The 21,072-nt window shown below is 66.5% G+C and carries 17 protein-coding genes; 6 read left to right on the forward strand and 11 right to left on the reverse strand.

The annotated features are described in order from the left end of the window. Positions 1–22 precede the first annotated feature (22 nt). From AC5RUO_RS09410 to AC5RUO_RS09420, 3 genes are read left to right on the forward strand one after another with little or no spacing between them, the layout of a single operon-like run. Positions 23–2,563, forward strand: a complete 2,541-nt coding sequence (locus AC5RUO_RS09410; RefSeq protein ID WP_494103328.1) for a DEAD/DEAH box helicase — start codon at positions 23–25, stop codon at positions 2,561–2,563. A 51-nt stretch (positions 2,564–2,614) separates the two neighbouring features. Next, positions 2,615–3,127 (forward strand): GNAT family N-acetyltransferase, encoded by a 513-nt coding sequence (locus AC5RUO_RS09415; RefSeq protein ID WP_494103329.1) that lies wholly within the window; start codon positions 2,615–2,617, stop codon positions 3,125–3,127. Next, positions 3,120–4,433: an alpha/beta fold hydrolase gene (locus AC5RUO_RS09420; RefSeq protein ID WP_494103330.1), complete on the forward strand. Its 1,314-nt coding sequence runs from the start codon at positions 3,120–3,122 to the stop codon at positions 4,431–4,433. Before AC5RUO_RS09415 ends, AC5RUO_RS09420 begins: the two co-directional genes overlap by 8 nt. Here AC5RUO_RS09420 and AC5RUO_RS09425 read toward each other — a convergent pair. From AC5RUO_RS09425 to coaE, 4 genes are all read right to left on the reverse strand, one after another. Beyond that, the gene (locus tag AC5RUO_RS09425) at positions 4,419–5,774 is read right to left on the reverse strand and encodes an MFS transporter (protein ID WP_494103331.1); all 1,356 of its coding nucleotides are present in this window, start codon (positions 5,772–5,774) and stop codon (positions 4,419–4,421) included. The genes AC5RUO_RS09420 and AC5RUO_RS09425 overlap by 15 nt on opposite strands. 108 nt (positions 5,775–5,882) lie before the next feature. Then, positions 5,883–6,911, reverse strand: coding sequence for a TerC family protein (locus AC5RUO_RS09430; protein WP_494009059.1), 1,029 nt, complete (start codon positions 6,909–6,911; stop codon positions 5,883–5,885). A 220-nt stretch (positions 6,912–7,131) separates the two neighbouring features. Continuing rightward, positions 7,132–9,246, reverse strand: a complete 2,115-nt coding sequence (uvrB, locus tag AC5RUO_RS09435) for an excinuclease ABC subunit UvrB (RefSeq protein ID WP_494009058.1) — start codon at positions 9,244–9,246, stop codon at positions 7,132–7,134. A gap of 78 nt (positions 9,247–9,324) precedes the next feature. Further along, on the reverse strand, positions 9,325–10,554 hold the full coding sequence (coaE, locus tag AC5RUO_RS09440) for a dephospho-CoA kinase (protein ID WP_494103332.1): 1,230 nt from the start codon (positions 10,552–10,554) through the stop codon (positions 9,325–9,327). A gap of 37 nt (positions 10,555–10,591) precedes the next feature. Here coaE and AC5RUO_RS09445 point away from each other — a divergent pair, with 37 nt between their 5' ends. Continuing rightward, a complete protein-coding gene (locus AC5RUO_RS09445) occupies positions 10,592–11,281 on the forward strand; it encodes an IMPACT family protein (RefSeq protein ID WP_494103333.1) in 690 nt (229 codons plus the stop codon). Then, positions 11,265–11,798, forward strand: coding sequence for a GNAT family N-acetyltransferase (locus tag AC5RUO_RS09450; protein ID WP_494103334.1), 534 nt, complete (start codon positions 11,265–11,267; stop codon positions 11,796–11,798). The genes AC5RUO_RS09445 and AC5RUO_RS09450 overlap by 17 nt, the downstream gene beginning before the upstream one ends. Before the next feature lie 66 nt (positions 11,799–11,864). Here AC5RUO_RS09450 and rpsA read toward each other — a convergent pair whose 3' ends face one another. The 4 genes from rpsA to polA all read right to left on the reverse strand — a co-directional run bounded on the left by rpsA (position 11,865) and on the right by polA (position 18,194). Beyond that, the gene (gene rpsA, locus AC5RUO_RS09455; RefSeq protein WP_009357636.1) at positions 11,865–13,340 is read right to left on the reverse strand and encodes a 30S ribosomal protein S1; all 1,476 of its coding nucleotides are present in this window, start codon (positions 13,338–13,340) and stop codon (positions 11,865–11,867) included. A 209-nt stretch (positions 13,341–13,549) separates the two neighbouring features. Then, the gene (locus AC5RUO_RS09460) at positions 13,550–14,848 is read right to left on the reverse strand and encodes a GNAT family N-acetyltransferase (protein ID WP_494009054.1); all 1,299 of its coding nucleotides are present in this window, start codon (positions 14,846–14,848) and stop codon (positions 13,550–13,552) included. A 60-nt stretch (positions 14,849–14,908) separates the two neighbouring features. Continuing rightward, positions 14,909–15,520, reverse strand: a complete 612-nt coding sequence (locus AC5RUO_RS09465; protein WP_494103335.1) for a GyrI-like domain-containing protein — start codon at positions 15,518–15,520, stop codon at positions 14,909–14,911. Between the two features lie 31 nt (positions 15,521–15,551). Further along, on the reverse strand, positions 15,552–18,194 hold the full coding sequence (gene polA, locus AC5RUO_RS09470; protein ID WP_494103400.1) for a DNA polymerase I: 2,643 nt from the start codon (positions 18,192–18,194) through the stop codon (positions 15,552–15,554). Positions 18,195–18,414: 220 nt separating this feature from the next. Here polA and AC5RUO_RS09475 point away from each other — a divergent pair, with 220 nt between their 5' ends. Then, the gene (locus tag AC5RUO_RS09475) at positions 18,415–18,888 is read left to right on the forward strand and encodes a hotdog fold thioesterase (protein ID WP_494103336.1); all 474 of its coding nucleotides are present in this window, start codon (positions 18,415–18,417) and stop codon (positions 18,886–18,888) included. Positions 18,889–18,923: 35 nt separating this feature from the next. Here the strand turns inward: AC5RUO_RS09475 and AC5RUO_RS09480 are convergent, their stop codons facing one another. The 3 genes from AC5RUO_RS09480 to AC5RUO_RS09490 are packed head-to-tail and all read right to left on the reverse strand — an operon-like array spanning position 18,924 to position 21,013. Beyond that, complete coding sequence (locus tag AC5RUO_RS09480; RefSeq protein ID WP_494103337.1) at positions 18,924–19,475, reverse strand: dihydrofolate reductase family protein; 552 nt, start codon at positions 19,473–19,475, stop codon at positions 18,924–18,926. A 57-nt stretch (positions 19,476–19,532) separates the two neighbouring features. Next, entirely contained in the window at positions 19,533–19,754 is a 222-nt protein-coding gene (locus AC5RUO_RS09485; protein ID WP_009357630.1) for a hypothetical protein, read from the reverse strand. Then, on the reverse strand, positions 19,751–21,013 hold the full coding sequence (locus tag AC5RUO_RS09490; RefSeq protein ID WP_494009050.1) for an inorganic phosphate transporter: 1,263 nt from the start codon (positions 21,011–21,013) through the stop codon (positions 19,751–19,753). Before AC5RUO_RS09490 ends, AC5RUO_RS09485 begins: the two co-directional genes overlap by 4 nt. Between the last annotated feature and the right edge of the window lie 59 nt (positions 21,014–21,072).

The following is a 21,072-nucleotide window of genomic DNA, read 5'->3' on the forward strand; positions in this document are numbered from 1 at the left end:
CCTGGCACTAAGCTGGAAACCAATGAAACTCGTTGACCAGCTGACCGATCTGCCCCGGAACTCCTCCGCCGCCGTCGATCCCGATGACCTTTACACCCGCTTTGTCGAATGGACGGAAAGCCGCGGCCTGGCGCTGTATCCGGCGCAGGACGAGGCCGTCATGGAACTGGCCACCGGTGCCAACGTCATCCTGGCCACCCCCACCGGGTCCGGAAAATCACTGGTTGCCATCGCCGCGCATTTCCAGGCGATGGCCCAAGGCCGGCGCAGCTACTACACGGCGCCCATCAAGGCACTGGTGTCAGAGAAGTTCTTTGCCCTCTGCGACATCTTCGGCGCCGAGAACGTAGGGATGATCACCGGCGATTCCGGGGTCAACCAGGACGCACCCATCATTTGCTGCACCGCCGAGATCCTGGCGAACACGGCACTGCGGGAGGGTGCGGCAGCCGAACTCGGCGCCGTCATCATGGACGAGTTCCACTTCTACTCGGATCCGCAGCGCGGCTGGGCCTGGCAGGTGCCGCTGCTGGAACTTCCGCAGGCCCAGTTCCTGCTAATGTCCGCCACCCTGGGCGACGTCACCAGGTTCGAGAAGGGCCTGACCGACCTCACCGGCCGCCCCACCACCACGGTGAGTTCCGCCGAACGGCCCATCCCGCTGCACTTCTACTACCATGAGACCCCGGTGCACGAGACGCTCGAAGAGCTGCTCACCACCAAACAGGTCCCCGTCTACGTGGTCCATTTCAGCCAGATCGAGGCAATCGACCGCGCCCAGACACTGATGAGCATCAACGTCTGCACCCGCGAGGAAAAAGACAGGATCGCAGAGCTCATCGCGAACTTCCGCTTCGCCGCCGGCTTCGGCAAGACCCTCAACCGGCTGGTCCGGCACGGCATCGGCGTGCACCACGCGGGCATGCTGCCCAAGTACCGCCGCCTGGTGGAACAGCTCGCGCAGGCCGGCCTGCTCAAGGTCATCTGCGGCACAGATACCCTGGGCGTGGGGATCAACGTCCCCATCCGCACCGTCCTGCTCACCGCCCTGAGCAAGTACGACGGCGTCCGCACCCGGCTGCTCAACTCACGCGAGTTCCACCAGATCGCGGGCCGTGCCGGCCGCGCGGGCTACGACACTGCCGGAACCGTGGTGGTCCAGGCCCCCGAGCACGTGACGGAGAACGTCAAGGCGATGGCGAAAGCCGTGGCAAAGTTCGGCGACGACCAGAAGAAGCTGCGCCAGGTGGTCAAGAAGAAGCCCCCCGAAGGCTTCGTGTCCTGGGGCGAGCCCACCTATAAGCGCCTGGTCGAGTCCGTACCGGACCCTCTCACGTCCAGTTTCGCCGTCACCCACGCCATGCTCATGAACCTCATGGAGCGGCCCGGCGATCCCTTCGCTGCGGCACGGCGGCTCCTGACCGAAAACCATGAGCCCCGCTCCTCGCAGCTGCAGCTGATGAAGAAGGCACTGGGCATCTACCGCGAGCTGCTGGCGGCGGAGGTGGTGGAGCGGATCCCGGCGGACCAGCAGGAAGCTGACGGACGCAGCGTCCGCCTGACCGTCCACCTGCAGCCGAACTTCGCACTCAACCAGCCGCTCTCCCCCTTCGCACTTGCTGCGCTGGAGCTCCTTGACCCGGAGTCGCCGTCGTACGCCCTGGACGTGGTGTCCGTGATCGAGGCGACGCTGGAAAAGCCCCGCCAGATCCTCTCCGCGCAGCAGAAGAAGGCGCGGGGCGAAGCCGTGGCGGCCATGAAGGCGGACGGCATCGACTACGACCAGCGGATGGCGATGCTGGAGGAGGTCACCTACCCGCAGCCGCTCGCGGACATCCTTGGGGAGGCCTTCGAGGTCTACCGGAAGGCGGCCCCCTGGGTGGGCGACTTCGAACTGGCGCCCAAGTCCGTGGTGCGGGACATGTACGAACGTGCCATGAACTTCGGCGAGTTCGTGCAGTTCTACGGGCTGGCCCGCTCGGAAGGCATCGTGCTGCGATATCTGGCGGATTCCTTCAAGGCCTTGCGGCAGACGGTGCCGCAGGACATGCTGCGGGAGGACCTTGAAGACCTCACCGCGTGGCTGGGTGAAATGGTGCGCCAGGTGGACTCCAGCCTCCTGGATGAATGGGAAGAACTGGCGTCCGGGGCCATGCCCACCCCGCACGACGCGCCGCCGCCTCCCCCGCCGTCGCTCACCCCGAACATCCGGGCCTTCCGCGTGATGGTCCGCAACGAGATGTTCCGCCGCGTTGAACTGTTCGCTGACGAGGACGCGGCGGCCCTTGGTGAACTGGACGCCGGCTCGGGCTGGGACCGGGACCGGTGGGAAGACGTTCTGGACGACTACTTCGACGAGCACGACGACATTGGGACCGGTCCGGATGCCCGTGGCCCGGGGCTGCTCATCATCACCGAGGATGTTGGGCTGTGGAAGGTGCGGCAGATCTTCGACGATCCTGCCCGGAACCACGACTGGGGCATCTCGGCCGAGGTGGACCTGGCGGCGTCGGACGACACCGGAACCGCCGTGGTGCGGGTAACGGACGTCAACCGGCTCTGACGCGGGGCTTACCTGCAGCAGGGGGAACGGGCCCGGCGGTAAGCTCGGACAATGAGTGTTATCCGCCCCGCCACCGAACACGACGTGCCCGCGATCCTTCGCATGATCCACGAGCTGGCCCACTACGAGAAGGAACCGGACGCCGTCCGCAACACTCCCGAGATGCTGCGGCAGGTCCTCTTCGGCGAGAACCCGCGCGTCTTTGCCGCCATGGCCGAGAACGAGGCCGGAGGCGTCCAGGGCTTCGCACTCTGGTTCCTCAACTACTCCACCTGGGAAGGCGTGCACGGCATCTACCTGGAAGACCTGTACGTCAGCCCGGAGGCGCGCGGCGAGGGCCACGGCAAGGCCCTCCTGCAGCACCTTGCCTCCATAGCGGTGGCAAACGGCTACGCCCGGGTGGAGTGGAGCGTCCTGGACTGGAACGAGCCATCCATCAACTTCTACCGCCGCCTGGGCGCCCGCCCGATGGACGGGTGGTCAACCTTCAGGCTCACCGGCGACGCCCTCGGAAAGTTCGGCAGCGCCTCATCCGCCCCCGTCCCCGCAGCGGCCCATGGCTGAAGCAGGCCATAAGGTCCGTGCCCGGCACGAATTCCGGGGCATGCGCACGGTGGAGCACTACTTCACCGTGCCGCTTGAGCACTCCGCGCCGGACGGCGAGACCATCACCGTCTTCGCCCGCGAGTATGTCTCGGCCTCCCACAGCGGGGACGAGGCGCAGAACCTGCCCTGGCTGCTGTTCCTGCAGGGCGGCCCGGGCGGCCGCGGGAACAGGTTCGGCTCCCTCGGCGGCTGGGGCAAGGCCGCCGCCAAAGAGTTCCGGATACTGATGATGGACCAGCGCGGCACCGGACTGTCCACCCCCGTGGACCGCAACACCCTGCCGCTCCGCGGGTCTGCGGCTGACCAGGCCGCGTACCTGGAGCACTTCCGGGCCGATGCCATCGTTGCTGACGCAGAACTGATCAGGAAAGCGCTGGGCTCGGAGCCCTGGACCGTGTTCGGGCAGAGCTACGGCGGTTTCTGTGCCCTGACCTACCTGTCCTCTGCCCCCGGCGGCCTGAAGGAGGTCCTCATCACCGGCGGCCTCGCTCCCCTGACCGGTCCTGCCGACGACGTCTACCGCGCCACCTTCCAGCGGGTGGCGGCACGCAACGCCGAGTACTTCAGCTGGTACCCGGAAGACCGCACCATCGTGGAACGGATTGCCCGCCACCTGCGGACCACGCCGGAGTTCCTGCCCGACGGCGGTCCCCTCACCGTGGAGCGCCTCCAGATGCTGGGCGCGTTCCTTGGCGGCAACACCAGGGTGGACAGCCTGCACTACCTGCTGGAGGATGCCTTCACCGGGACCCCCGCCGGGCCGAGGCTCTCCGATCCGTTCCTTGACCAGATGCAGGGCATCATCTCGCGCCGGTCCAACCCGCTCTATGCCCTGATGCATGAATCCATTTACGGGCAGGGCCAGGCAACGGACTGGTCGGCGTGGCGCGTACTGGCGGAGTATCCCGAATTCCGGCCTGAAGCGGAGCCCCTGCTGCTGACCGGCGAAATGGTCTACCCCTGGTATTTCGAGCAGGATCCTGCCCTGCAGCCCCTCCGCGAGGTGGCCGGGCTGCTCGCCGCGAAACAGGACTGGCGGCCGCTCTACGACGTCCGGCAGCTTGCCGCCAACCGGGTGCCGGTGGCGGCAGCCGTGTATTCCGAGGACATCTATGTGGACCGGAAACTGTCCTTGGAAACTGCCGCCGCGGTCCGTGGGCTGGAGGTCTGGGAGACCGGGGATTTCCACCATGACGGCATCGCCGATGACGGCGAGGGGATCTTCAACCGGCTGCTTGGGATGGTGAGGTCAGGCCGCCGCTGACGCCCGGCGACCCGCCACCCGGGTCAGGAAGGCTGCGGCCAGGACGAGGGCACCCACCACGCCGCCCAGCATGTTCAGCCCCAGGTAGCCCGTCCAGCTGAGCACAAGGCCGGAGACAGCGCCGCCCACCGCCCCCGCTGCGCCCATCAGCATGTCCGAGACACCCTGCACCACCACCCGGGACTCCTGTCCGACGCTCTCGGCCAGCAGGGTGGACCCGGAGACAGTCGCTGCGGACCAGCCCATGCCCAGCAGCACCAGGCCGACGGCGACGGCTGCGGTGGAGCCCTGACCGAACCCCGCCACGAGGACGGCGGTGATCAGCAGCATGCAGCCGATCATGACGGTCTCGGTCCGGCCAGCTTTGTCCGTCAACCACCCCATCACCGGTGACAGCGCGAACATGCCCGCGATGTGCAGGGAAATGGTGAAGCCGATGATGACCAGCACATCACCAGGTGCCGTGTGGCCGGCATGGGATGCCGCGGGTCCTTCCACGAGGTGCTGCAGGTGGAGCGGCGTCATGGACATGACGCCCACCATGACGGCGTGGGCCCCGACGACGGCGGCGACGGCCAGCAGCGCAGTGCGGGAACCCCGGATTGCGCGCATCCCGCGTGCCAATGAGCCTCCCGGCCGGGGCCCGCCCGGGGCGGCAGCCGCCGCAGCGCCGGCGGCCGACCCACGTTCCGCAACCTGGCGGGCCGCAACTTCACGGGCGAGGTACAGCGGGTCAGGCCGGAGTCCGATGAGGACAAGCAGGGTAGCCACCAGAAGCCCGGCGCCGGAAATCACAAACGGTCCTGCCACCGCTGGCAGCCCCAGCGCCGCACCCACCACAGTGCCGGGCTGGATCAGGTTGGGTCCTGCCACGGCGCCAACCGTCACGGCCCACACCACGGTGGACAGCGCCCTGCCCCGGTGTTCCGCTTCGGCGAGGTCCACGGCGGCGAACCTGGCCTGCAGGTTCGCTGCGGTGCCCACCCCGATGCCTGCCGCGCCCAGCACAAGCAGGACAAATAAACCCGTGACCACGGCCAGGACCATGAGCACCGTGCCGGCCAGGGCAGCCGACAGGCCGGCCACCTGGCCCATCCGGCGGCCCCTTCGGTCCGCCAACGAGGCGAGGGGCAGCGCGGCAAGCGCTGCCCCCAGGGTCATGACGGTCGCCACGGCACCCGCCCAGGCGCTGGAGCCGGAGAGTTCAACAGCGAGGATCGAACCGATCGACACCGTTGCCCCCGTGCCGATTCCGCCGAAGACCTGGGCGGCGGCCAGCAGGGCGACGGTACGCCGCTGCACCCGCCGCACATCGTTGTCGGTTATCACCGTGGGGGCCATGGACAGAGCATAGTCCCCGCCGGTGGCCTCCTAAAGGGGTCAATTTAAAGGCAGTAGTCCCGGCCGCTCGCGTGGCCGGGACTGCTGCTAATAGAAGGCTGGAAGTCTTTAGTCGACGTCGCTGTGGCTCTTGCGGACGTCTTCTTCCAGGCGCGGATCCAGGTGCGCTTCCTTGGCCTTGGAGCTGACCAGGCTGGCGATCACCGCGATGACGATGGTGCCGACAATGACGGCCAGGGACACGAACGTGGGGATCTCGGGAGCCCATTCGATGTGCTGGCCGCCGTTGATGAACGGCAGCTCGTTCACGTGCATGGCATGCAGCACCAGCTTGACGCCGATGAATGCCAGGATGAAGGACAGTGCGTGCTTCAGGTAGATCAGGCGGTTCATGAGGCCGCCCAGCAGGAAGTACAGCTGGCGCAGGCCCATCAGGGCGAACAGGTTGGCCGTGAACACAATGAAGGGGCTCTGGGTCAGTCCGAAGATGGCCGGGATGGAGTCGACGGCGAACAGCAGGTCCGTGAGGCCGATGGTGATGAAAACGATCAGCATGGGGGTGAAGACCTTCTTGCCGTTCACCGTGGTGCGCAGCTTGTTGCCGTCGAACTTCTCCGACATCGGGATCACCTTGCGGATCTTGGCGATCAGCGGGTTCTCACGGTCTTCTTCGTCTTCGCCCTCGTCCTGGGCCTGCTTCCAGGCGGTCCACAGCAGGAAGGCGCCGAAGATGTAGAACACCCAGCTGAACTGCTCGATCACCATGGCGCCCAGCAGGATGAAAATGCCGCGCAGGATCAGGGCGATGATGATGCCCACCATCAGCACTTCCTGCTGGTACTTCCGGGGCACCGAGAACCGGGCCATGATGATGATGAAGACGAACAGGTTGTCGATGCTGAGGCTGTATTCCGTTACCCAGCCGGCCACGAACTGGCCGCCGTATTCCGGGCCGGTGAAAGCGAACATGGTTCCGGCGAACACCAGCGCAAGGCTGACGTAGAACGCTACCCATAGGCCGGCTTCCTTCATGGATGGTTCGTGGGGACGGCGGACCACCAGGAGAAGGTCGATGAGGAGGATAAGGCCGAGGACGACAAAAGAGCCGACCTCGAACCACACGGGCAATTCGAGCACAGGGTAGCCTTTCGCAGGGTACAGAGATGCGGTGTAAGTCTCTCCGGCCTGCCTGTGCACTTGGTGCTGATGCGGCGGCCCGCTACGCCCGGCCGGGCATCCATGCCCTGCGTGTTGACGATCGTAGCGCTTGGGATACTCCCCTACGTGACGTTAACTGTACATGAGCCGGGAGCGTTGCCGCTCCCGGGCTTACGTTGGGTGTCGCCCTGGCGCCGGGTCAGGCGTGGCCTGCCGCCTGCATCTGCCGCAGTTCCTTCTTCAGTTCGCTGACCTCGTCGCGGATCCGGGCAGCCACCTCGAACTGCAGTTCGGCAGCAGCGCCGTGCATCTGCTCGGTGAGCTGCTCGATGAGCCCCACCAGGTCCTCTGCCGGGGCCGCCGCGAGGCCGTCCGAACGGACCTTCGCAGCACCCTTCTTGGCCCCGGCCTTGGTTGCCCCGGTGATCCCGCGCTTGCCCTTGCCGTAGTCGAAGCTGCCCAACAGCGCATTGGTGTCGGCGTCTTCCCGGGCCAGCTGGTCCGTGATGTCCGCAATCTTCTTCCGCAGGGGCTGGGGGTCCACGCCGTGCTCGGTGTTGTAGGCCACCTGGATGGCGCGGCGCCGGTTGGTTTCATCGATGGCACTGGCCATGGAGTCCGTGATCCGGTCCGCGTACATGTGGACCTGGCCGGACACGTTACGGGCCGCGCGGCCGATGGTCTGGATCAGGGACGTGGAGGACCGCAGGAAGCCTTCCTTGTCCGCGTCCAGGATGCTCACCAGGGACACCTCCGGAAGGTCCAGGCCTTCCCGGAGCAGGTTGATGCCCACCAGGACGTCGAAGCTGCCCAGCCGGAGCTCGCGCAGCAACTCGACGCGCCGCAGCGTATCGACGTCGGAGTGCAGGTACTCCACCTTCACACCGTGGCTCAGGAGGTAGTCCGTGAGGTCTTCCGCCATGCGCTTTGTCAGCGTGGTGACCAGGACGCGCTCGTCCTTTTCCACGCGCGTCCTGATCTCGCCCAGGAGGTCGTCGATCTGGCCCTTGGTGGGCTTGACGATGACCTCGGGGTCCACCAGGCCGGTGGGCCGGATAATCTGCTGGACGAAGCCGTCCGCCTTGCCGAGCTCGTACTTGCCGGGCGTGGCGGACAGGTAGACCGTCTGGCCGATCCGTTCCAGGAACTCGTCCCATTTCAGCGGCCGGTTGTCCATGGCGGACGGGAGCCGGAAGCCGTGGTCCACGAGGGTCCGCTTGCGGGACATGTCGCCTTCGTACATTGCACCGATCTGCGGGATGGTCACGTGGGATTCGTCCACCACCAGCAGGAAGTCGTCCGGGAAGTAGTCCAGGAGGCAATGCGGGGCGGATCCCCCGGGGCGGCCGTCAATGTGGCGTGAGTAGTTCTCGATGCCGTTGCAGAAGCCCATCTGCTGCATCATCTCGAGGTCGTAGGCCGTGCGCATCCGCAGGCGCTGCGCCTCCACCAGCTTGTTCTGCCCTTCCAGGACGGCCAGCCGTTCGGCAAGTTCGTCCTCGATGGACTTGATGGCGCGGCTCATGCGTTCCGGGCCGGCGACGTAGTGCGACGCCGGGAAGACGTACATCTCCGTTTCCTCGCGGATGACCTCCCCGGTGACGGGGTGCAGGGTGTAGATGTTCTCCACTTCGTCCCCGAAGAACTCGATCCGGAGCGCGAGTTCCTCGTACATCGGGATGATCTCAACCGTATCGCCGCGGACCCGGAACGTGCCGCGGTGGAAGTCCATGTCATTGCGCGCGTACTGCATGGAGACGAACTTGCGCAGCAACGCATCGCGGTTCATTTCCTGTCCCCTGCGGAGCGTGACCATGCCGGCGATGTACTCTTCCGGCGTGCCCAGGCCGTAGATGCAGGAGACCGTGGCCACCACCACAACGTCCCGGCGGGTCAGCAGCGCGTTGGTGGCGGAGTGCCGGAGCCGCTCCACTTCCTCGTTGATGGACGAGTCCTTCTCGATGAAGGTGTCCGTCTGGGGAACGTACGCTTCAGGCTGGTAGTAGTCGTAGTAGGAGACGAAGTACTCCACCGCATTGTTGGGCAGCAGCTCCCGGAACTCGTTGGCCAGCTGCGCAGCGAGGGTCTTGTTCTGGACCATCACCAGGGTGGGGCGCTGCACCTGCTCGATGAGCCAGGCGGTGGTGGCGCTCTTGCCCGTGCCGGTGGCGCCGAGCAGCACCACGTCCTTCTCGCCGTTGTTGATGCGCTCCGTCAGCTCCGCGATGGCGGCCGGCTGGTCACCCGCAGGCTTGAACTCGCTGATGACCTCAAACGGCGCTACAACACGGTTTATATCCTGCGCAAGGCTCATGGATCTAATCTACAACCGGGCACCGACAGAACGGGCCGAGTCCGTTACGGGCGAACAGCGCAGCGGGTGGCGCAGGTGTCAGGACGCGCACGACGGCGGCTGCCACCCTGCGCTTTCGGCCCACCGTTCCATGGGTTCTTCCGCGTTCCGGAACCACTCCTCCTTGGCTTCCGCGTAGCCTTCGGTGGTTGCGTCGCCGGCATGCTCGGCGGCCAGCCGGCGCTTGAGGGCCAGATAACCGGCGGCGGCGCCGGCATCGGCGCGCAGCCAGTCCCGGAAGCACAGGGCGAACCGCCATCCGGGCGACCCCGCAGCCCGCACATGCAGGTTCACGTCGCGGCCGGGGTCGGCGCTGGCATGGAAACGCTTGTACCAGTCCTCCGGCCGCGGGTGGCCCGGTTTGGGGGCATCGGCGGAACTGCCCGGAACGAAGGGGAACCCGGCGGCCGACAGGAGCGGGGCAAGGGCGTCTGCCGCGGCCAGGTCAGGGACAGCGAGCTGGAGGTCGATGACGTCCTTGGCGTCGAGGCCCGGGACGGAGGTGGAACCGATGTGCTCCAGGCTGAGGCCGTTGAAGTCCACCGCGTCCTGGCGGGACAGGGCGGCACGGATCCGGGCCATGATGCGCCGTGCCTCCTGCGGCCATTCCGGGCGGGACGGGAGCAGGACGGGTCCACCTTGCCGGGCGGCGCGGACCCCCTGGGCGATGTTCAGCGCAAAGGGCTGCAGGCGTCCCTTCCAGAGCCGGTCCACCTGCTCCAGCAGTTCCGCGACGCTGCCCGAATTGTCCAGGACCACGTCCGCGGCGGCCAGCCTGTCCTCCCGGGACGCCTGGGCCTGGATGCGCGAGCGGGCGGCCTCCGCGGTCATCCCCCGGTGCTCAAGCATCCGCTGCACCCGCATGTCCTCCGGGGCGTCCACCACCAGGACCAGGTGGAAGTCGCTCCCCTGGCCCGTCTCCACCAGCAATGGAATGTCCTGCACCACCACGGCGTCGTCCGCAGCAGCTGCCACCATGGCCGCGGCGCGGGAACGGACAAGCGGGTGGACAATCCCGTTCAGGGCGGCAAGGCGTTCCGGCTGCCCGAATACCACCGCGCCGAGACGGGCACGGTCCAGCCGTCCGCCGTCGTCGAGCATCTCCGCACCGAACTCGGCCACGATCCTGGCCAGCCCCTCCGTACCGGGCTCCACAACTTCACGGGCCAGCGCGTCCGCGTCCACCAGCACGGCGCCCAGCTCCTTCAGCCGCTCGGCCACCAATGACTTCCCTGAGGCGATTCCGCCGGTCAACCCGATCTTCAGCACGGCTCCCACCCTATCTCGCCTGACTAGACTGGGGCGGGTGCATGAGCAAGAGAGCAGGGCGGCGTCCTACACCACCCTGGCCGCGGGTCCGGACTTCCGCCACGAGCTGGAGATCAAGCGTTCACGCTTCATCACCGTCCTCCGGCGGGCAGGCACCGAAGAGGATGCCCGTGACCTGGTGGCAGGCCTCCGCCGGGAGTTCCACGACGCACGGCACCACTGCTCCGCTTTCATCATCGGACCGGACCGGGACATACAGCGGTCAAACGACGACGGCGAGCCCTCCGGGACGGCCGGAATACCGATGCTGGAGGCCCTGTCCAAGAGGGAGACGGCACCCGGAGTGGCGGACCTCAGCGACGTCAGCGCCGTCGTCGTGCGCTATTTCGGGGGCGTGCTGCTCGGGACGGGAGGCCTGGTCCGTGCCTACTCAGAATCGGTCTCCTCAGCACTGTCGCTGGTGCCCCTGGTACGGCGCCGCCGGCTGCGCATCTGTTCCGCGGCGGTACCCCACGCGGCAGCGGGCAGGCTGGAAAACGACCTCCGCGCTGCCGGCTTCGTGATAGCCGAAACCAGCTATGGCGCCCGGGACACCGTCCTGCGCCTCGCCGTTGCCGATAATACGGATGCGATCGCCGCCGCCGCGGAACGGCTGCAGGTGCTGACTTCCGGCGGCGTTGGCCTGGCGCCCGAGGGAACGGAGTGGGTGGATGTCGCGCTTGCCTGACGTGTCCCTGGTGGACGTGGACGACGCCGTCATGGAGTCGCTCCTGGCGCTCGCCAAGCGGGACGCATCACCGGACGAGGTGGCTCCCCCGCTGGGCGGGCCCGGCTGGAACCCGGAACGCACCGCGTGGTTCCGCAGCTACCACCGGGCGGCGGCTGAAGGCCTGGACGGGAAGGCCGGCGAAAAATCCTGGGGCATCCTCTGCGGCGGGGACCTGGCCGGATCCATCCGGCTCCGCCGCCTTGCACCGGGCCACGGCGGGTCCGGCCCTGAAGACGGGGCTGTGGCTGAGACGGGCATCTGGCTGGGCAGAGGCTTCCGGTCCCGGGGAATCGGGAGTGCCGCGCTGCACCTGGTGCTGGCTGAGGCCCGGAAGGCAGGACTGTCCAGGGTGGTCGCCCGCACGCTGGCCGGCAACGGAGCGGCGCAGCATCTGCTTGCGTCGGCGGGCGGGCACCTGCAGCCCGAAAACGACGGAACCGTCCTCGCCGTCGTCGAACTTCAATCCGCCGGTTAACGCACAATGGGCCCCTGCTTCCGCAGGGGCCCATTGTGTCAGCCCGGAAATCCGGGCCGGCGGCAATTAGTTGCCGGTCAGCTTCTCGCGCAGGGCGGCAAGAGCCTCATCCGAAGCCAGGGTGCCGGCGCCGGTGTCGGCGGCAGCAGGCTCGGAGGAGTAGCTGGTGGCGCCGGAGTCGCTGTCACCGGACGTTGCAGCAGCGGCGTCATCGGCAGCGTGCTGGGCAACCTGCTTCTTGTGGGCCTCCCAACGGGTCTGGGCGTCAGCGTACTGCTGCTCCCAGGCGGCGCGCTGGTTCTCGTAGCCTTCAAGCCACTCGTTGGACTCGGGATCGAAGCCCTCGGGGTACTTGTAGTTGCCCTCTTCGTCGTACTCTGCAGCCATGCCGTACAGAGCGGGATCGAATTCGGTGCTGTCGGCGTCGACGCCCTCGTTGGCCTGCTTGAGGGACAGCGAGATGCGGCGGCGCTCGAGGTCGATGTCGATGACCTTGACGAACAGCTCGTCGCCAACGGAAACAACCTGCTCGGCCAGCTCAACGTGGCGGACAGCGAGCTCGGAGATGTGGACCAGGCCTTCGATGCCGTCTTCGACGCGGACGAACGCACCGAACGGAACGAGCTTGGTGACCTTACCCGGAACAACCTGGCCCAGGGCGTGGGTGCGGGCGAAGGTCTGCCACGGATCTTCCTGCGTAGCCTTGAGCGACAGGGAGACGCGCTCGCGGTCCAGGTCCACCTCGAGAACCTCGACGGTGACTTCCTGGCCAACCTCGACAACCTCGGACGGGTGGTCGATGTGCTTCCAGGACAGCTCGGAAACGTGAACCAGGCCGTCTACGCCGCCCAGGTCCACGAAGGCACCGAAGTTGACGATGGAGGAAACGACGCCGGGACGGACCTGGCCCTTTTCCAGCTTGTTGAGGAAGGTGGAGCGGACCTCGGACTGGGTCTGCTCGAGCCATGCACGGCGGGACAGAACAACGTTGTTGCGGTTCTTGTCCAGCTCGATGATCTTGGCTTCGATCTGCTGGCCGATGTACGGAGCCAGGTCGCGCACGCGGCGCATCTCGACGAGGGATGCGGGCAGGAAGCCGCGCAGGCCGATGTCGAGGATAAGACCACCCTTGACAACCTCGATGACGGTACCGGTGACAACACCGTCTTCTTCCTTGACCTTCTCGATGTCGCCCCAGGCACGCTCGTACTGAGCACGCTTCTTGGAGAGGATCAGACGGCCTTCTTTGTCTTCCTTGGTGAGCACCAGGGCTTCGACCTGATCGCCGACGGAGACAACTTCTCCCGGATCAACGTCGTGCTTGATGGACAGCTCGCGGGAGGGGATGACACCTTCGGTCTTGTAACCGATGTCGAGCAGTACTTCATCGCGGTCGACCTTGACGACGGTACCTTCGACGAGGTCTCCGTCGTTGAAGTACTTGATGGTCGCGTCGACTGCTGCGAGGAAGTCCTCAGCGGTACCGATGTCGTTAATGGCGACTACGGGGGTACCGGGCTTCTCGGTGGAGGTGATGGTCATGTAGTAGGGGCTCCGTTGTGGATAGTTAGTCGGTCAGGCAAACCGGCGCGCCCGCGTTATGGAACGCAGGCGCGATTCGCGGTGAATCCGACGGATCCTCCGGGTCATCCTGATTTTGTGGATTTTACAGAACGTGCACGTGGTACACGCCCGTTTATTCTAGTCGCCGCCGCCAACAAGGGCAAAAGCGGGCAGGTACCCCTCCCCTTTCAGAAGTGGGTAAGGCAGTGGGTGGCCCGCTCCACCGCGAACATCTGGCGGGCCTGCAACGCCGCGCCGGCAGTGTTTTCACGGATTTTCCCTGCCGCCGCCAAAGTCACCGGGCAGACACCGCCGAGGTAGATGGAGGAAAGCGCGGAGACGTCCAGTGCCAGGTCCGCGGGGATGCCTTCCGGGAGGCGTTCGACGGCGGCCCGGCCCCCCTCAACTGCCAGGGCCCAGGTTCCCGCGGTGAGCCCGAGCGGGTCATTGAGGTCCAGCACCAGCCTGCCGTCGGCCGGATACTGCCGGGCCTCGAGGGCCGCGGCGGCGTCCAGGACCCGGAGCCAGAGCATGTCCCTGCTGTCCGACGAGTCGATGCAGCGGGGGTCCGTGAGGGCCCAGGGCAGGGGGTCGTCCAGTGGAGCTTCGCCCCAGGTGACACGTTCCACCAGGTCGATCGCCGCCAGGAACTGCCAGAGTTCGAGGTAGGCATCGTTTGTGGCCGCCAGCAGGTCCACCACTTCCACTGTGTAGGGCTTGGTGTCCCAACCAAGGAACTTGTACGAGACGTAGCCGTCCACGTCACCGCCGGGCCCGTAGTGGAGCGCCACCTTGACGGCGGGGTCCTCTTTGCCGTCGTGTCCAAGTGACCCGGACGCCAACTGCCGGTACCACTCCTGCCGTCCGATGGACCCCGGGGTCAGTCGGTGCACGCGGGCGAACACCACCGGGGCCAGCTCCAGCAGGGCCTTGGGGTCGGCAACCTCCACGGAGCCGGTGGGCTGGTGCTCCAGGGTGAACCGGGTGGTGGTGTCAACCTTCAGGGAGCGCTCGAAGCTCGCCACCCCGTAGCCGAACCTTCCGTAAATGGACCCCTCGGAGGCAGTGAGTGCGGCCATCGCCACGCCGTCCTCCTTCGCGAGCCTGAGGTCCTCGCTCATCATCCGCCGCAGCAGACCCCGCCGGCGGTGCGAGGTACGCACCGTTACCGAGGTGACGAGTTGCGTCTCCAGTGTCCTTCCGAACCCGATGTTCAGGGTCTTCCGGAGCGTCGCGAACGTGGCCACGGGAACTTCTGCGGGCAGGGATCCAGGAGCCACGCCGCCGGTCTGGTAGGCGCCCGTCAGGACGCGGCCATCCACCTGGTAGGTGGCGAGGGCCTTTTCCACGTGCTCGGGCGCGCGGGTGGACTCGTGGAAACCGAATGACACCGCCCGGGACCACGTGGTGGCTTCCTCATAGCCGTCGTTGCCTTTTGAGACCGCGCCAAAGCGCCGGATTTCATAGTTGCCGCTCAGATCGCCCATTCGTCCGAGCCTAGCCAATTCATCCGGGGCCTGACCAGCGCAAACAGCCGGGCTGCACGTTCAGAGCGGGCGGACGGGCTGGCGCAGGATGGTCCGGAGTTTTTCCGGCGCCACTTTCCGGGGGTCGCTGAGGTAGATCTCGTGGTGCGGCCCGGCGAATCCGTACCCTTGGGAGGGCATGAATTCACTGTGCAGCCGGTGCAGGGCGGGCCCTTCATCGTCGTAGCTGCCAATGTGCAGGATCTGTACCGACAGGCCTTCGTCCAGGGTCTCCAGCCGCAATGCGTCCAGCCCGGCAACCCCCTTGGCAGCCGCCTTGGCCACGCCGGACTGCAGTTCGGCGGGGCCGATCCAGTCGGGCTGCGGAACCATCATGATCCACTTCCAGCTGTCCTTGTCACGGGTGGTGAAAGCCTGGGGGTCGTCCGCGGTCCACAGGCCTTCCAGCGGTCCCACCGCGTAGTCCCGGCCAGCGCTTTTGCTGGCGAACCTGATGGCGTAGGACACCGAGTACAGTGCTTCCAGCGCCGCAGCGTAGGCGGGAGCAGTGCCCGGGTTTCCCTGCCCGTCCACCATCAGGTACTGGAACGGCGGGACGGTGACCACCTCGAAATCACGGGTGCGGGGCGCGTACAGCTCCTTGAACTGCCTCCGGACGTCGTATTTGTCCATCGCCCCGCCCCCGTTCGACTCGCGCTGGCGGTCAGTGTCCGGCGTCGTACCAGCTGGGACCGACGCCGATCTGGACTTCCAGGGGCACGCTGAGGTCCGCCGCGGCAGCCATCTGCTCCGTGACCAGCCTCTCCACCGCCTCGCGTTCCCCGGTGGCGACTTCGAGGACCAGTTCGTCATGGACCTGCAGCAGCATGCGGGATTTGAGCCCCTGGGACTGCAGTCCGGCGTGGACTCCCAGCATGGCGCGCTTGATGATGTCCGCGGCCGAGCCCTGGATGGGGCTGTTGAGGGCGATGCGTTCCGCGTTTTCCCGCAGCTGCCGGTCGGTACTGGTGAGGTCCGGCAGGTAGCGCCGACGGCCTTCGATCGTGGCGGTGTACCCGTCCACGCGCGCCTGGTCCACCACGCCGCGGAGGTAGTCGCGGACCGCGCCGAACCGGTCGAAGTAGTCCTTCATCAGGGTGCGGGCCTCGTCCACGGAGATCTCCAGCTGCTTGGACAGGCCGAAGGAGGTGAGGCCGTACGCGAGCCCGTAGGACATGGCCTTGACCTTCGAGCGCATGGCGCTGGTGACCTCGCTGGTGGGCACGTGGAAGATGTTGGAGCCAACGAAGCGGTGCAGGTCCTCGCCGTCGCGGTACGCCTGGATCAGGCCCTCGTCGCCGGACAGGTGCGCCATGATCCGCATTTCGATCTGCGAGTAGTCGGCGGACAGCAGGCATTCGTAGCCGTCGCTGACCACGAAGATCCCGCGGACCCGGCGGCCCTCCTCGCTGCGGATGGGGATGTTCTGCAGGTTGGGGTTGTTGGAAGAGATGCGGCCGGTGGCGGCCACATTCTGGGCGTAGGTGGTGTGGATGCGTCCGTCCTCCGCCACCGACTTCTTTAGCGACTCAATCATCTGCCGGAGCTTGGCCGCCTCCCGGTGCGCCATGAGCTGGACCAGGAACTCGTGCCCGGTCTTCTCCAGCAGGTTCTTCAGCGACGCGGCGTCGGTGGTGTAGCCGGACTTGATTTTCTTCGTCTTGGGCAGCTGCAGTTCGTCGAACAGGACCGTCTGCAGCTGTTTGGGGGAACCGAGGTTGACCTCGTGGCCGATGGCTGCGAACGCCTGCTCCTGGGCCTGGTCGATGACCCGGGCGAGGTCAGCGAGCTGTTCGTCCATGCGGTCCATGTCGATCCGGATGCCGGCAAGCTCCATGTCCGCCAGGACCCGGCTGACGGGCAGCTCCAGGGTGGACAGCAGCTCCTCCGCCTTGCGCTCCTTGAGCTCGCTTTCGAAGTACCGGCTCAGGGAGAGTACGACGGCGGCTGCCTGGACGAGCGCGTCGGCGGCGGCGGTATCGTCCCCGTCAAACGACAGTTCCAGCTGGCCGGCTTTGGCGGTGGCCGCGGAAATTCCGACGTTCAGGTGGTGCTGGGCAAGTTCGTCCAGCTCGTAGGAGCGGCGGTCCGGCTGGATGAGGTACCCGGAAATCGAGGTGTCGTCCACCACGCCTTCCAGTTCCAGCCCGCGGGCAGTCAGCGCCTTCAGGGCGGCCTTGAAGCCGTGCATCACCTTGGGCGCTTCGGGGTCGCGCAGCCAGCGGGCCAGCACGTTCTCCGTTTCGGCATCCTGGCCGGAGAGGTCGATGTAGGCGGCCGCGCCGTCGCGGACGATGGCCACGGCTGCAGCATCCTCGCCGATCCGTCCCGGGATGAGGTCCACTGCGAGGGCCGAGCGCTGCCCTGCACCGGCCGCCAGGAACGCCTCCAGCTCGGCGGCGGTTGCGGGGGTGGTGTACTCCGGGGCGTCGATGCTTTCGCGTTCCGCGGCGGGCGCGTCCTCTTCACTGTAGAGAGCGAAGAGGCGGCTGCGGATGGTCTTGAACTCCAGCTGGTCGAACAGGTCTTCCAGGGCTGCCTGGTCCGGGCGGGGCTGGTACAGGTCGTCAAGCGTGACGGGAAGCTCCAGGTCCGTGTGGAGCTGATTGAGCATGCGGTTCCGCTTCACGTTTTCGACGTTCTCGCGCAGGGCGTCACCCACCTTCCCGCCGATGGAGTCCAGGTGTTCCAGGACACCTTCCAGTCCCCCGTAGAGGTTGATCCACTTGGCCGCGGTCTTCGGGCCGACGCCGGGCACGCCGGGAAGGTTGTCCGCCGTCTCCCCCACCAGGGCGGCAAGGTCCGAGTACCGGGACGGGCTGACGAAGTACTTGGCCTCGATGGCAGCGGCGTCCATCCGGGGGATGTCGCTGACGCCCTTCTTGGGATAAAGGACGAACACGTTGTCCGTGATGAGCTGGAACGCGTCCCGGTCGCCGGAGACCAGCAGCACCTCAAAGCCAGCCTTTTCGCCCATGGCGGCAAGGGTGGCGAGGATGTCGTCCGCCTCGTAACCCGGCAGCTTGATGGTCCTGATGCCCCAGGCCTCCACCACCTGCGCGATCAGGTCGATCTGGCCGCTCATCTCGCGGGGGGTCTCGTTCCGGCCGCCCTTGTATTCGCTGTACTGGGCCTTGCGGTGGGTGGTCTCATCGGAGACGTCAAAGGCCACGGCGATGTGCGTGGGCTGCTGCTCCTTGATCAGGTTGATCAGCATGGAGGTAAAGCCGTGGATGGCGTTGGTGTGCTGCCCATTCATGGTGGAGAACTTGTCCGCGGGCAGGGCGAAGAAGGCACGGAAAGCCATGGAGTGGCCGTCCAGGACCAGGAGTCGCGGCTGGCCTGTCATGGGGACCACGGGGGCTGCGGTGGCTGAAACCGACTCACCGGCGGGAGCAGGAATCTTGTCCTTCACGACGGTGCCGCCCTGGGCACTTCCGCCTTCCAGGGCAGGGTCCTGCGGAAGAACTTCGGACGGGAAAGGGGCCGGTTTGGTTGTTTCACTCACAGGTGCCAGCCTAGTTGGCATGATGGACAATTTCACGCCCGGCCCCTTCGCGGAGGAGCTGGCGGCGGCCGGCGTTCCGGACCACCTGCATGGCTGGCTGGGCCGGTACGGGATCGGCGCGCTGGTGGTGAAGATGGGGATCCGGTTCCTCGAGATGAGCCCTGAACGGACAGTGGCCACCATGCCGGTGGAAGGCAACACCCAGGTGGCCGGCATCCTGCACGGCGGTGCGCATGTTGTGCTGGCCGAGACACTGGGCTCGTTTTCCGCGGCCATGCATGCCGGCGATGGCCGGCACGCGGTGGGGATCGAGGTCAGTGCCACCCATCACCGTTCCATCTCAACAGGCATGGTGACCGGGACCTGCACCGCCATCCACCTGGGCGGGACCCTGGCAACGCACGAGATCGTCATGACGGACGGACAGGGCCGGCGGCTCTCGACCGCGCGGATCACGAACCTGATCAGGAAGAACGCGCCGGCAGGGCAGTAGCCGGGCGCCTGGCCAGCTCCGGCAGCGGGGAGCCGCTAGGAACTATCGCGGTTGAAGTGGTAGCGCAGCTCCACCACGCCCCTGCCCAGGGTGCGCGAGGCAGCCAACTCAAGGGGCGGCGTCGGGCCCGCCAGCGGAAGCAGCCGCTTGCCGTCGCCAAGGACCACCGGGATGACCGAGAGGATGATTTCGTCCAGCAGTCCGGCGTCGGCGAACTGGGCGGCCAGGTTTCCGCCGCCCACCACCCAGACGTTCCTGCCTGCAGCGTCACGCCGGAAGTCCTCGACGAACTCGCCCACGTCGCCCCGCACAAAGGTGATGTCCGCCCCCGAGGGTGCGGAATACTCGTGCCTGGTGAACACATAGCTCGGCGTCCCGGAATACGGCCACTTATCCGGTTCGTGCGCCATCAGCCAGGCGTAGGTTTCCCCACCCATGACGACGCAGCCCACGTCCGCCATGAACGCGTCGTAGCTTTCGGATCCGCCCTCGAAGCCGTCAAACTGCAGGAGCCAGCCGAGGTCGTCGGTGGACGTGGCGATGAAGCCGTCCAGCGAGGCCGCGACAAAGTACTGGAAGCGTGGCATGCGCCCAGCCTAGCCAAAGCCGCCCGGCGTGGACAGTGTTCCGAGCCCCCGTCCGGACTAGCCGGAGAAGTACGGGATGATCAGGTACAGCCCGAAGAGCACGGCCAGGCCGCACAGGCCGAAGCACACGTACGCAAACGACTTCTTGATGCCGGGCGATGCCTGCTGGGAGTCGGCAGCGATGGCGGTGAGCCGGACACCCAGCGAGTACAGGGTCACTACGGTAACTGCGGCTATCAGGGTGGCACCGGCCACGGTCACGAGTTCCAGCCACTTCATCGCCGGGGCTCCTTCGGGTTGGTGGCGTCGGCGTCGGCTTGTGCCTCGGCCTCTTGCTGTGCCTTGTGTGCCTGCGCCCTCGCACGGGCCATGGCCTTCTTCTTCCTGAAGCGGACAGCCTGGCCGGCTTCCTCCACTTCAATGGCGTTGTGGTGGCCCACGGCCGACTTGCGTGAGTAGAAGAACATGAAGAGTACGGCGGCGGTGCCGGCAACGGCCGCGATCAGCACGCCCACCACGCCGGTCTTGACCAGCAGGGCGGTGAGGGCACCCACGATGCCCGCGGCGGGCAAGGTGAAGAGCCAGCCGAGGGCGATCTTCCCCACCATGCTCCAGCGGACGCTGGTGCCCTTTCGGCCCATCCCGGAGCCGATCACGGATCCGGAGGCCACCTGGGTGGTGGACAGGGCGAAGCCAAGGTGGGAGGACGCCAGGATGGCGGACGCGGTGCTGGTTTCGGCGGCGAACCCCTGGGCGGGCTTGACCTCGGTCAGCCCGGCGCCCATGGTCCGGATGATGCGCCAGCCGCCGGCGTAGGTGCCGATGGCGATGGCGAACGCGCAGGCGGCGATGACCCAGAAGAGGGGGCCGGAGCCGGGCTCCTGGGTGCCGGCTGCAATCAGGACCAGCGTGATGATGCCCATCGTCTTCTGGGCGTCGTTGGTACCGTGGGCCAGCGCCACAAGGCTGGAGGTAAAAATCTGTCCGGTGCGGAAGCCGCCGCGCTTCTGGGTGAGCTTGCTGCCCGTCTCAGGATCGTGGCGGGACGTGAGGGCATAGGCGAGGCGGGTGCACACATACGCGACGATGCCGGCGATGAGGGGCGCGAAAATCGCGGGGAGGATGACCTTCTGCATGAGGCCCTCAAGGTTGATGGAGTGGAACCCGATGCCGGCAATCGCCGCGCCGATCAGGCCGCCGAACAATGCGTGGGAGGAACTGGACGGCAGGCCCTTGAGCCACGTGATCATGTTCCAGAGGATGGCACCCATCAGTCCGGCGAAAATAATGTCCGGCGTGATCTGGATGCCGTCCGAGCCCTCACGGATGATGCCGCCGGAGACCGTCTTGGCCACCTCGGTGGACAGGAAGGCGCCCACCAGGTTCAGGATGGCAGCCAGGGTTACCGCGGTTTTCGGCTTGATGGCACCGGTTGCAATGGGGGTGGCCATGGCGTTTGCGGTGTCGTGGAAGCCGTTCGTGAAGTCGAAAAATAGTGCCAGCGCAATGACCAGCGCCACCATGAAGGTGATATCCACCTGTTGCCCAATCTGCAGAGTCGACGTTCGGCAGTTTCTATCCCCCGGCTGCTGCCTTG

This window comes from Arthrobacter sp. Y3221087, assembly GCF_059089905.1.

Excerpts from the sequence above, each read along its gene's own strand:
- rpsA (WP_009357636.1), bottom strand. The coding sequence starts at position 13,340 with ATGACCATCACCTCCACCGAGAAGCCCGGTACCCCCGTAGTCGCCATT.
- polA (WP_494103400.1), bottom strand. The coding sequence starts at position 18,194 with ATGGCTTTCCGTGCCTTCTTCGCCCTGCCCGCGGACAAGTTCTCCACC.
- AC5RUO_RS09415 (WP_494103329.1), top strand. The coding sequence starts at position 2,615 with ATGAGTGTTATCCGCCCCGCCACCGAACACGACGTGCCCGCGATCCTT.
- AC5RUO_RS09410 (WP_494103328.1), top strand. The coding sequence starts at position 23 with ATGAAACTCGTTGACCAGCTGACCGATCTGCCCCGGAACTCCTCCGCC.
- AC5RUO_RS09450 (WP_494103334.1), top strand. The coding sequence starts at position 11,265 with ATGTCGCGCTTGCCTGACGTGTCCCTGGTGGACGTGGACGACGCCGTC.
- uvrB (WP_494009058.1), bottom strand. The coding sequence starts at position 9,246 with ATGAGCCTTGCGCAGGATATAAACCGTGTTGTAGCGCCGTTTGAGGTC.
- AC5RUO_RS09480 (WP_494103337.1), bottom strand. The coding sequence starts at position 19,475 with ATGCCACGCTTCCAGTACTTTGTCGCGGCCTCGCTGGACGGCTTCATC.
- AC5RUO_RS09475 (WP_494103336.1), top strand. The coding sequence starts at position 18,415 with ATGATGGACAATTTCACGCCCGGCCCCTTCGCGGAGGAGCTGGCGGCG.
- AC5RUO_RS09485 (WP_009357630.1), bottom strand. The coding sequence starts at position 19,754 with ATGAAGTGGCTGGAACTCGTGACCGTGGCCGGTGCCACCCTGATAGCC.
- AC5RUO_RS09420 (WP_494103330.1), top strand. The coding sequence starts at position 3,120 with ATGGCTGAAGCAGGCCATAAGGTCCGTGCCCGGCACGAATTCCGGGGC.
- AC5RUO_RS09460 (WP_494009054.1), bottom strand. The coding sequence starts at position 14,848 with ATGGGCGATCTGAGCGGCAACTATGAAATCCGGCGCTTTGGCGCGGTC.
- AC5RUO_RS09425 (WP_494103331.1), bottom strand. The coding sequence starts at position 5,774 with ATGGCCCCCACGGTGATAACCGACAACGATGTGCGGCGGGTGCAGCGG.
- AC5RUO_RS09465 (WP_494103335.1), bottom strand. The coding sequence starts at position 15,520 with ATGGACAAATACGACGTCCGGAGGCAGTTCAAGGAGCTGTACGCGCCC.